At 70.3% G+C, this 11,209-nt stretch carries 9 protein-coding genes; 2 read left to right on the forward strand and 7 right to left on the reverse strand.

The genetic code is table 11. The features are described from left to right. Positions 1-338 precede the first annotated feature (338 nt). From CLV43_RS22555 to CLV43_RS22565, 3 genes are all read right to left on the reverse strand, one after another. Entirely contained in the window at positions 339-1,568 is a 1,230-nt protein-coding gene (locus CLV43_RS22555) for an ABC transporter substrate-binding protein (RefSeq protein WP_146174870.1), read from the reverse strand. 172 nt (positions 1,569-1,740) lie between these two features. After that, entirely contained in the window at positions 1,741-2,283 is a 543-nt protein-coding gene (locus CLV43_RS22560; RefSeq protein WP_106189217.1) for a helix-turn-helix transcriptional regulator, read from the reverse strand. 130 nt (positions 2,284-2,413) lie between these two features. Beyond that, on the reverse strand, positions 2,414-2,887 hold the full coding sequence (locus CLV43_RS22565; RefSeq protein ID WP_106189218.1) for a GNAT family N-acetyltransferase: 474 nt from the start codon (positions 2,885-2,887) through the stop codon (positions 2,414-2,416). Between the two features lie 84 nt (positions 2,888-2,971). On the opposite strand from CLV43_RS22565, the gene CLV43_RS22570 reads away from it, so the two are divergent. Further along, a complete protein-coding gene (locus tag CLV43_RS22570; RefSeq protein ID WP_425445764.1) occupies positions 2,972-3,745 on the forward strand; it encodes an enoyl-CoA hydratase/isomerase family protein in 774 nt (257 codons plus the stop codon). A gap of 3 nt (positions 3,746-3,748) precedes the next feature. On the opposite strand, the gene CLV43_RS22575 is transcribed toward CLV43_RS22570, so the two are convergent. Continuing rightward, positions 3,749-5,296: a serine/threonine-protein kinase gene (locus tag CLV43_RS22575; RefSeq protein ID WP_106189219.1), complete on the reverse strand. Its 1,548-nt coding sequence runs from the start codon at positions 5,294-5,296 to the stop codon at positions 3,749-3,751. 239 nt (positions 5,297-5,535) lie between these two features. Between CLV43_RS22575 and CLV43_RS22580 the strand changes: the two genes are divergently transcribed. Further along, positions 5,536-6,708, forward strand: a complete 1,173-nt coding sequence (locus tag CLV43_RS22580) for a sugar efflux transporter (RefSeq protein ID WP_106189360.1) — start codon at positions 5,536-5,538, stop codon at positions 6,706-6,708. A gap of 252 nt (positions 6,709-6,960) precedes the next feature. Here CLV43_RS22580 and CLV43_RS22585 read toward each other — a convergent pair whose 3' ends face one another. The 3 genes from CLV43_RS22585 to CLV43_RS22595 all read right to left on the reverse strand — a co-directional run bounded on the left by CLV43_RS22585 (position 6,961) and on the right by CLV43_RS22595 (position 11,097). Beyond that, complete coding sequence (locus CLV43_RS22585) at positions 6,961-8,274, reverse strand: UDP-glucose dehydrogenase family protein (protein ID WP_106189220.1); 1,314 nt, start codon at positions 8,272-8,274, stop codon at positions 6,961-6,963. A 55-nt stretch (positions 8,275-8,329) separates the two neighbouring features. Then, on the reverse strand, positions 8,330-9,670 hold the full coding sequence (locus CLV43_RS22590) for a beta-propeller fold lactonase family protein (protein ID WP_106189221.1): 1,341 nt from the start codon (positions 9,668-9,670) through the stop codon (positions 8,330-8,332). Between the two features lie 62 nt (positions 9,671-9,732). Further along, positions 9,733-11,097 (reverse strand): glycosyltransferase family 4 protein, encoded by a 1,365-nt coding sequence (locus CLV43_RS22595; protein WP_106189222.1) that lies wholly within the window; start codon positions 11,095-11,097, stop codon positions 9,733-9,735. Positions 11,098-11,209: the final 112 nt, after the last annotated feature.

Raw genomic sequence — 11,209 nt, forward strand, 5'->3', positions numbered from 1 at the left:
GGGGGGGCGGGGGGCACCCCGGGCGCCGAGTGTTCTATGGTTCCCGAACCTTGTCAAGACGGTAGGGCTGTCTTGACAAGGTTCGGGAACCATAGAGATGGCTTTTCGGCGGGGTGCGTGGGGGGAGTGTGGGTGGGGAGGGCATCCGACGCTCCGCGACGGACAGGGCATCCTTGGCTGCGCCGTCGGACCAGGCATCCTTGCTGCGCTGCGGACAAGGCCCCAGGCGCTCCGCGCCGGATGCGCGCTGGCGGGCTGCGCCCATCGTGGTGTTGGCGTGCTCGCTGCGCTTCGGATGGGCGCTGGCGGGCTGCCTGTTGGGTGGGGGCCTGGAGGGGTTACTTGGCGCGGGTGCCCTTGGCTTTGACGAGGTCGGATTCGAAGAGGTTTTCGGTGACGGCCAGGCCGCCCTTGGTCTTGTCGTCGGGGCGGGCGATGTAGGACTGGGTGGCGGAGGGGCGGCCGGCTACGGAGAAGCGGAGGGGGCCGGTCAGGCCGTGGGTTTCCACGCCGTTGGTGGCCTGGAAGGCCCTGATGACGCCGTCGCGGGTGAGGTCCTTGTCGGCGCAGGCCTTCTCCAGGACGGCGGCGAAGGCGGTGGCGACCACGTAGCCGTGGTTGACGGCGCCGTTGGGTTCGACGTCCGGGTAGCGGGCCTGGAAGGACTTGGCGACGGCTTGGGGGCCTGGGGCGTCGGCGCCGTAGGGGGCGATCGGGGAGACGACCTGGACCTGCTTCATGACGGCGGGAGCCGCTAGGGACTTGAGGATGGCGGGGTCGTAGCCTGCGACGTTGACCAGGAAGGGGACGTTCCAGCCGAGGTTGGCGGCGGCGATGACGGCCAGTGCGGTCTGGGCGGGGCTGGTGCTCAGGACGACGGCCTTGGCGCCCGCGGCCTTCATGGCGGCGATCTGGGTGGTGAGGTTGTCGGCGGTCTCGGTGACGGACCTCTCGACGAGGGTGAGGTTCCACTGCTGGGCGGCGAAGGTGCTGCCCTCCAGGGCGTTGGAGCCGAAGTCGCCGTCGACGTGGACGTGGCCGATGGTGTCGCCGTCGGCGATGGCACCGGTGCGCTTGAGGTGGTCAAGGCCGTTCATGACGTCGATGTCGTAGGTGCCGCCGACGATCATCATGTTGGGGTTGCCCAGCAGGGCGGCCGACCAGGAGACGGGGGCGGCCAGGGCGCGGGTCTGGATGAGGTCGGGGGCGATGGCGGTCGTCATGGCGGCGCCGGTGAGGTCGAGGAAGCCGAGGACCTTCGGTTCGAGGTCGAAGTAGCCGTCCAGGGCGCGCTGGACGTTGAAGCCGTGGTCCTTCAGGACCAGCTCCACCTTGCGGCCGCAGATGCCGCCGCGGGCGTTGAGCTCGCCGATGAACAGCTCGTAACCCTTGATCCGGACCAGGGCGGTCGGCGAGAACGGGCCGGACATGTCGGTCAGCACGCCGAGCGAGATGGACTCGTCGGTGACACCGGGACCGGACTTGACCTCGACGGACTTCACGCCCGACGCGCAGGCCGTGGCGGTCAGGACGACCGTCAGAGCGGCGGCAAGGGCGTGACGGAACAAGAGCTACTCCCACCAGAGAAGTTACCTACTGGTAGCAGTCTATTCATCTCAAATGGCAAAAGTAGATGTTAATGTGATAGGTACCACCGTGATGAACTATTGACGTACGACTCCCGTACCCATCCACAGTGGACAAACGGCGCCCCCCGGAAACCGAGGAGCGCCGTCTTGCCTACAGGTAGGACCGTTGACCCTGCCCCCAGGACATCGCCGCGGCCAGCTGCGCGCGGCGACCGATCTCCAGTTTGCGGTAGATGCGGGTGATGTGGAGTTCGACCGCGCGGGTGGACACCGAGAAGTGCTCGGCGATCTGCCGGTTGGTCTTGCCCTCCAACATCATCAGCGCGATCCGCCGTTCGTGCGGCGTGAGCGGGTCGTGGTCGATCGAGTCGACCGCCTGCCCGTCACGTGGACGCACCAACGCGGGCTCGGGACGTTCCACCTGCGGTACGCCCATGAGGACGTGCCACTGGCGAACGCGGAGCTCCGCGATCACGTGCGACCGGATGTACGGGTCGGCTCGGATCAGCTCGCGGACCGCCTGCTCGTCCGAGGCCTGGCACAGCAGCATCGCCGCCGTGCCGTCACCGACCAACCCGCCGCCGATCAGGACTCCCTGATCGGCGAGACGCTTCCAGTAATCACGATGTGCCACATGAATCGATCTGCGCACGTCGCCAGCGTCCCTGAAAATCATCTCAATGATGAAAGCCACTGGTTGATCCCCATTTCATTCAGCGGCCGATAACAACAACTCCCCTACTTAACTGCGGTCATTTTGTCTAGTCAAGTGATGCAGATCACAGTACATATACCGAAGCCATATGAGGGGCATAGCGACGGGGTCAGTGGAGTCGTTTGACGAACCAATGATCCGCGTACGGACCCTCTGAGAAAGCAGGGACCTCGGCGTATCCGTGCCGTGCGTAGAGGGCCCTCGCCTCGACCAGGTCCTTGCGCGTGTCGAGCCGGATCGTCCCCGCCCCGAGCTCCGCGGCGGCCCGCTCGACGGCCTCCAGCAACGCCGCTCCACCACCCCGGCCCCGCCGGTCCTGCCGGACGAACACGCGCTTGAGCTCCACGGTCCCCGCGTCCACCCGCCTCAGCCCCGCGCACCCCACCGCGACCCCGTCGACCCGCGCGACCAGCAGGAGGTCCAACCGGTAGTCCTCGCCGTCGGCCAGCTCCGCGTCCACCTCCTCCTCGGTCGAGGGCCTCCCCCAGTAGCGACCGATGATCTCCAGCAGGTAGCCGCGCAGCAGCGCGGTGGCGTCGGCCGAGCCCACCGGCTCCACCGCCACGGTCCAAGTCGTCGTCACGCCGTCATCGTCACCGCGCTGTCCACCGGTTTTGGCGACGTCGCCGACCGTATCGGGAGCCGGACGCCGTGAGAAGGTGGCCCGGTGGTGAAACTCGAACGCGACGCGGCAGGCCTGGCCGTGCTGACCATCGACGCTCCCCCGCTCAACCTCTACACCGCCGAGCTGCACGACCAGCTCATCGCGGCGGTGGCGGAGGTCGAGGAGGACGCGCCCCGCGCGCTGCTGTTCCGCGCGGAGGGGAAGGTCGTGAGCGGTGGGGTCGACGTGTCGCTGTTCGCGGCGCAGAGCACCCCCGCCGAGGCGAAGGTGCTGTTCGACCGGATGCTGGAGCTGCCCGACCGGATCGCCGCGCTGCCGTTCCCGACCGTGTTCGCCGCCCACGGCCTCACGCTGACCTGGGCGTTCGAGGTGGCGGTGGCGTGCGACCTGATCCTGGCCGCGGCGCGGGCGAAGTTCGGGCTGGTGGAGAAGGTCATCGGGCTGACCCCGACGATGGGCGGCACGCAGCGGCTGGCCGCGCGGGCCGGGGTCGGGCGGGCCAAGGAGTTCGTGATGACCGGCGAGCGCTACGACGCGGCGACGCTGGAGCGGTGGAACGTGGTCAACCGGGTGCTGGCCGACGACGGCTTCGACGACGCCGCCCGCCAGTTCGCCTCGACCCTGGCCGCGGGCCCGACCAGGGCGCACGCGGCGACCAAGCAGGTCGTGGCGCACTTCGAGCACGGCGGGGTGCCGGAGGCGAACGCGCACGTCACGTCGATCGCCGCCGACCTCTTCACCACCGAGGACCTGCCGAACGCGGTCCGCTCGTTCCTCGCCGACGGGCCCGGCAAGGCCACCTTCACCGGTCGCTAGGCCCTAGCGCGGGTCGAACGTCGAGGACGCGTACCAGGCGAGCGCGGAGCGGAGCTCGCCCACGTCGTGGCCCTGGCGGGCCTTGCCCTTCTCGTGGGACACCGGGTAGGCGCGGTAGCCGCCCTTGTACGGCTTGAACGTGCCGTAGCCGAGGGTCTCCGGCTGGCCGGCGGCGTTCACCAGCCAGACGACCAGCCACGGCTTGCCGTGCCGGTACATGACCTTGACCCTCGACACGGCGTACCAGGGCAGCTTGCGCTCCTTGGTGCCGCACGACACCACCAGCCCGTCCGGGCCGATCTCCAGGCCCAGCTGCGGGCCGAGGCCGCCGACGAGGAGCCGGATGGTCCACAGCGCGAACACGACGGTGATGACGAGCGCGGCGGCCCTGATCATGTCGCCTTCCGGCGACTCCTGGAGGGCGAGCCCCACCGCCGCGACGAACGCGGTCATCGCGGCCCAGCCCAGGTCCACCGCCCTGGACCGGCGGAACCGCACGCCCACCGGCTGCGGCTTCTTCGGCTGGCCCGTGGCCGGAGTGGCGGGGATGACCTTGTCGACCACCGCCCGCACGGCCTTCTCGACCTGCTTCGCGGTGATCGGCGGGATGAGCTTCGCGGGCGCGGCGGGCGGGTCCTCGACCATCAGCCTGGTCGGCGGCTTGCTGTTCGGGGTGGGCAGCGCGCGCAGCTCGGTGTGCCGCTGCTCGACCAGCGTGCGGATCGGCGCGGGCAGCCACGTGTCGTCCAGGTGCGGCACGTCGATCACCGACAGCAGCCTGGCCGGGGTCGGCCGGTGCGCGGGCTCGCGCACCAGGCACGGCACTATCAGCGGCACCAGCGCCGGCGGCACATGCGACAGGTCGGGCTCCTGGTGCACCACGCGGTAGACCAGCGCGGACGTGGAGCCGTCGCCGAACGGGCCGCGACCGGTCGCGGCGTAGACCAGCACGGCGCCGAGCGCGAACACGTCGCTCTGCGGGCCGATCTTCGTGCCGACGACCTGCTCCGGCGAGAGGAAGCCGGGGGTGCCGAACACGACCCCGGCCTCGGTGAGCGCGGTGTGCTCCAACGCCCGCGCGATGCCGAAGTCGATCACCCGTGGGCCGTCCGCGGCGAGCAGCACGTTGGAGGGCTTGAGGTCGCGGTGCACCAGACCGGCACCGTGGATCGCGACCAGCGCCTCCGCCAGCCCCGCGGCCAACCGGCGCACGGACTGCTCGGGCAGCGGCCCGTGCGTCTCCACGGCCTGCTGGAGGGTCGGCCCGACCACGTACTCCGTCGCCATCCACGGCCGGTCGGCGTCCGGGTCGGCGTCGACGACCGCGGCCGTCCAGAAACCGCCGACGGCGCGAGCCATGTCGACCTCGCGGCGGAAGCGTTCGCGGAACAGCGGGCTCTCGGCCAGCTCGGCTCTGGCGACCTTCACCGCCACCGGGCGGCCACCACGGGATCGACCGAGGTACACCGAACCCATCGCGCCCCGACCGAGTGCTCTGAGCAGCACGTAGTCCCCGATGCGCTGCGGCCCGTCCACGGGCAGTGGCTGCACCTGGCATTCCTCCTCGACACCGACGCCACCTCCAGAGTAGAGCGAACCGACCCCTACTCGTGGTGACCAGCGACTTTCTCCTGCGGTCCGGTGCGGGTTCCCCGCTCCCACCTGGCCGAAACGGTTAGTTTCGGTCAACACTGAAGTCATAGTGATCAAAACCTGAGTGATGTCTCACGCCGGGTACTAAATCGATTCCTCCCAGGCAGGGAGGTTGCGAGGATGGAGGAGTGGCCGTCATGAGTGGAACTCCCGCCCCCTTCCGCCTGGCGTCCCTGGTGCCGCTGGCCGCGGTCAGCACCGCCGTCGGCCTCGGGACGGCGCTCGCGTTCCCGTTCATGTCGCTGTTCCTGAGCACCGAGGTCGGTGCGAGCCCGGTCGCGCTGGGCGCGTTCCTGCTGGTGATGCCGCTCGCGTCGCTGGTGGCGAGCACCTGGCTCGGCAGCGTGTCCGACGCGCGGGCGGTGCGCCGCACGCTGCTGATCGTCGGCGCGCTGGCCGGGACCGCCGGGTACGGCCTGTTCGCGGTGCTGCGGAACTACTGGGTGCTGCTGGCGGTGTCCACGACGCTCGGCGCGGTGGCGTCGTCGCTGCTGCCCCAGATGTTCGCCTACGCCAAGCAGGTGCTGGAACGCGGCGGCTCGACGAAGGCACCGCTGATCATCACGGTCCTGCGCACGCTGATCTCGCTGGCCTGGGTGGCCGGGCCGCCGCTGGCCGCGCTGCTCGTCGCGCGAGCCGGGTTCACCGGGCTGTTCGCCGTCACGGCGCTGGTGTTCGCGGTGGTGGCGCTGCTCAGCTTCCGGCTGCCCGAGGTGGCCGCGGCGCCGCCCGTGGAGGAGGTGGTCGAGCCGGTCGTGGTGGGCCCTCGGCCGAGCCTCCCGCTGTCCGTGGTGGCCTTCGTGCTGCTCCAGGGCGCCGTGACGCTCGGCGTTATCACACTTCCGCTGTTCATGACCGAGCAGTTGCACGGCACGACGACCGACGTCGGCCTGGTGCTGGGCCTGTGCGCCGCGCTGGAGATCCCGCTGATGATCGGCCTCGGGGTGCTGGCGACGCGGGTCGACCACCGCAGGCTCGTGCTCGTGGGCGCCACGGCGGCGCTGGCCTACCACGCGTGCATGCTGCTGGCCCAGGACACCTGGCAGGTCGCCGCGGCGCAGGTGTTCAGCGCCACCGTGATCTCCGCGGTGATGGGGATCGGCATCTCGTACTTCCAGAGCCTGGCGCCGGACCGCCCCGGTTACACCACGACGATGTTCACCAACTCGACCACGGTGGCGTCGATGCTCGCCGGTCCGCTGCTCGCCGCCGCGCAGCTGCTGACCTACCGGACCGCCTACGGCATGTCCCTGGTGATGTCCGTGCTCGGTCTCGCGTTCCTGCTGCTGGCCCGCCCCCGGACCCGCTGAGCACGGCGGAGGGGACCCGACGCCACCCCTGCCGCGGCGCCGAGCCCCCTCCGGGTTTCCGTGGGAGCTCCCGCCGCCCCTGCAGCGACAAGAACCCCTCCGGTTCGGTCCGGGTACCGCCGCCCCTGCAGCGGCGGCACCCCGACCGGGTTCGGTGGAGGATTCACCGCCCCTGCAGCGGCGAAACCCCCTCCGTGTTCGGTGGTGGTCCCGCCACCCCTGCAGTGGCGGAACCCCTCCGAGCTCCTGGACCTAGCGGTGCCCTCCCAGGCCGGTCCACTTCAGGCCCGCCCGGCTGAGCACGTCCGGGTCGAGCAGGTTGCGGGTGTCGACGACGACGGGCTGGCGGACCAGACCGGCGACCTTCGACCAGTCGAGCGTCCGGAACTCCGGCCACTCGGTGAGGACCACCAGCGCCTCGACGTCCTTCGCCGCGAGGTACGGGTCGTCCACGACCTCCATGCCGACCGCGGCCGACGAGCCGACGCCCATCGCCGGGTCGTAGCCGACCAGGTCGGCGCCCGCCTGCTTGAGCAGCGCGGCCACCGCGAGGGCGGGCGAGTCGCGCAGGTCGTCCGTGCCCGCCTTGAAGGTCAGGCCGAGCACGCCGATCCGCAGGTGCGACAGCGACCCGTTGCGCTTGCCCGTCACGGCGAGCCGGATCTTGTCGACCATCCGCTGCCGCTGCCGGTCGTTCGTGTCGATCGTGGCGCGCAGCAGCCGGAACTCGAAGTCGGCCGCGTCCGCGACCTGGAGCATCGCGTGCGTGTCCTTCGGCAGGCACGAACCGCCCCAGCCCGGCCCCGGCGACAGGAACGACTGGCCGATGCGGCGGTCGTAGCCCATGCCCTCGGTGACGTCGGAGATGTTCGCGCCGAGCCGCTCGCACAGCTCCGCGACCGCGTTGACGTAGGACAGCTTCATCGCGAGGAAGCAGTTGGCCGCGTACTTCACCATCTCGGCGCTGGCCGCGTCGGTGAGCACGGTCGGCGCGCCGAGCCGCGCGTACAGCGCCGCGACCCGCTCCGCCGCGTCCTGGTCGTCGCAGCCGACCACGATGCGGTCCGGGTTCAGGAAGTCCTTCACCGCGGAGCCCTCGCGCAGGAACTCGGGGTTCGAGACGACCGAGATGTCCGGGCGTCCCAGCAGCTCCGAGGTCAGCACCGTCGTGCCGACCGGGACCGTGGACTTGTTCACGATGACGCAGCCCTCGGCGAACACCTCGCGGCATTCGTCCACAACGGACTCGACGGCCTTGAGGTCCGCCAGGCCGCCGACGCCCATGGGCGTGGGGACGCAGAGGAACACGACCTCGGCGCCGCCCTCGTGCGCGGTGATGGCGTTGGAGGCGCCCACCACGAACGAGAGGCGGCCCGAGGCGATGCCCTCGGCGACCAGCTCGGGGAGACCGGGCTCCAGGATGTCGACCTCGCCGCGGGACAGCCGTTCGACCTTGTCGACGTCCACGTCCGCGCACACCACGCGATGGCCGAGGGAGGCCAGGCACGCACCCGTCGTCAGGCCGACGTACCCCGTCCCGATCACTGCGATCCGTCGGATGAACACCTGCAGTCACTCCCCTAGTCCTGTGTCTGGCGGTCGGCGCGCGGGCCGACGTTGGCTACAGCAGCGTCGTCGTGCCGTGGGCGACCGACGACGTGTACGCGTTGGTGCCGGGGAAGCTCGCCGTGTACCCCTTGAGCAGGACGCCCACCGTGACCAGGAGTCCCGAGGCGGAGTCGCACCGAGCGGTGCCCGTAGCGTCCGTGATCGCGGTGCACAGCGGGTTTCCCTCGACGGTGCGGAAGACGACGGTCTCGCCAACAACCGGGGCGCCGGTGTGCTGCTCGGTGAGCCGCGCGTCGATGCTCTTCACCGACAGCACGCTGGGCAGCGTGATCGCGAGCTTCGCCGAGCCGCCGGTCAGCACGGTCGCCGCGGCGGGCACGAAGTGCACGGCGACACCGACCGGCTTCTCACCGACGGGGATCGTCGCCGTGACCGCCCTGGTCGCCGTGTCGATCACCGACACGGTGCCCGAGGTGAAGTTCGTGACGTAGACCTTGCCGTCGTCGGGCGTGAGCGCGAGGCCGATCGGCCTGCCGCCCACCGGGATCGGCGCACCGTCGACCACGGAGACGTTGGGGTTGCCCACGTTCTCCAGGTTGAGCACCGACACCGTGTTGGATCCCGAGTTCGTCACGTAGGCGCGCTTGCCGTCGGCGGTGATGTCGACGCCGTACGGGACCTGGTTGACCGTGACGATCCGCAGCACGGACTTGCTGGCCGTGTCGACGACCGCGACGTCCTCGGAGTTCTTGTTGACGACCAGCAGGCGGCTGCCGTCGGGCGACACGGCGAGCGAACTGGGCCTGCTGCCGGTGTACACCGACGCGGTCACCGTGTTCGTCGTCGCGTCGACGACCGTCAGCGTCGTCGGGCCGGTGACGTCGTTGGCCACGTAGACGGTCTTGCCGTCCGGGGAGATCGCGACGCCGTCCGGGCTCGGGCCGACGTTCACGGTCTTGACGACGCTGAGGGTGGCGACGTCCACAACGGACAGCGTGCCGTCGCCGTAGTTCGTGACGTACACGAAGCCGCCGTCGGGCGCGACGACGACACCCGCGGGCTTGGAGCCCACCGGGATCCTCGTGTCGACCGAGTTCGTCGGCGCGTCGATCACCGAGAGCGTGTTGTCGCTGAGGTTCGTGACGTACCCGCGGGTCCCGTCGAACGCGACGTCCGCCGTGTACGGCGAGCTGCCCGCGTTGTCGGTGACCGTCCTGGTGATCGAGTTGTCCGCCGTGTCGATCACCGAGACGCCGCCGCCGTTGTTGGCGACGTACCCGAGCACCCTGCCCACCGGGGCCGCGGACGCCGCGGGCGTGGCGACGAGCGCCGACACCACCGCGGCGACGGCTAACACCGTCGTCGAGCGACGGGAACGATCGAGTACTGGCATGTGGAGCCTCCTGGCGCGCTGAACCCGACCTATCCCGGACATCGCGCGCCGAACCGTTGGTGTTAGCCGCTTTCCCGCATCGAGGTGTCCTCGATGGAGTGACGGCGGTCGGCGGCGAAGGCGCGCAGCACGTCGTCGTCGGTCACGTCGACCAGCCTGTTGCCCCACTTGTCGAGCGCCGCCCCGTCGACCACCGCGGGCCCGTCCGGGAACGGCCCCCTGGAGCGGAAGCCCAGCAGCTCGTCGAACACGCCGACGTAGCTCTCGGCCTGGGGCCGCCAGTCCAGCACCTTCTCGCAGCGCCGCCGCCCGGCCGCGCCGAGCTCGCCGCGCCGGTCGGGGTCGTCGAGCAGGTCCAGCAGCGCCTGGGCGAACCCGTCCACGTCACCGGGTTCCACGTAGACCGCGCAGTCGCCCGCCGACACCACCGTCTCGGTCAGCCGGTAGGCCACCACCGGGACGGCGTAGGCCATGTACTCCATGGTCTTGTTCATCGTCGACACGTCGTTCAACGGGTTCAACGGGTCCGGCGAGACACCGGCCGACGCGGTCGAGAGGTAGCGCGAGATCTGCTCCGGGCCGACGCGGCCGGTGAACTCCACGTAGTCGTCGAGCCCCCAGTCGGTGCTCTGCCTCTTCAGGTCCTCCAGGCAGTCGCCGAACCCGAGGAGCGCGAAGCGGACGTCGGTGCGGCCGCGGTCGAGCACGATCCGCTTGGCCACCTCCAGCACGCCGTCCACACCGTCCTGCGGGCCCATGATCCCCAGGTAGGCCACCAGGTGCTTGCCGCCGCGGCGCAGGGAGTCGTCTCCCGCGACCGGCCGCATGACCGAGGTGTCCGGGCCGGAGCGGACGACGGCGGTGTGCTCGCGGGGCACGTGACCGCGTTCCCAGGCGATCCTCTGGTACGAGGTGTTGGTGGACGTCACCCGGTCGGCGGTGTGGAACGTCCTGCGCTCCAACCACTTCAGGATCGCGAGCTGCGCGCGCCCGGCGACGCCCTTCGGCTTGCCGAAGCGGGACAGGAAGACCTCGGGGTTCAGGTCGTGGTGGTCGAAGAGGAACCTGACCCCCATCGTCCGCCACAGCAGGGCGAGCGCCCAGTAGGTGTCCGGCGGGTTGCAGGCCTGCATCACGTGGAAGCGGCTGCGGCGCCACACCTTCCGGCTCAGCCAGGCCGTGCGCAGCCAGCAGTACAGGAACTCCCAGGCGTAGCCGAGCACGCCCTCGGCCTGCGGCGGCGGCCGGTACTTGTACAGGTGCACCGAGTCCAGCACGGCGTAGGCCGGGTCGTCGGGCCCCTTCGGGCAGATGACCGAGACCTCGTATCCCGCGTTGACCAGTGCCCGGCACTCCAGCCAGACCCTGCGGTCCAGCGGGACCGGGAGGTTCTGCACGATGATCAGCACATGCGGCGCGCGTCTCACTGAACCCTCTTCCTGAGGTGAGCTGACGCTTCGTAGTCGCTCGCGGAGGGCAAAGGGTTACGGCTTCCGGCGAACATCACTGCCTGGCCGCTCACGGCTACGCGGCGTACCG

It is taken from the genome of Umezawaea tangerina (assembly GCF_003002815.1).
Lineage (GTDB): Bacteria > Actinomycetota > Actinomycetes > Mycobacteriales > Pseudonocardiaceae > Umezawaea > Umezawaea tangerina.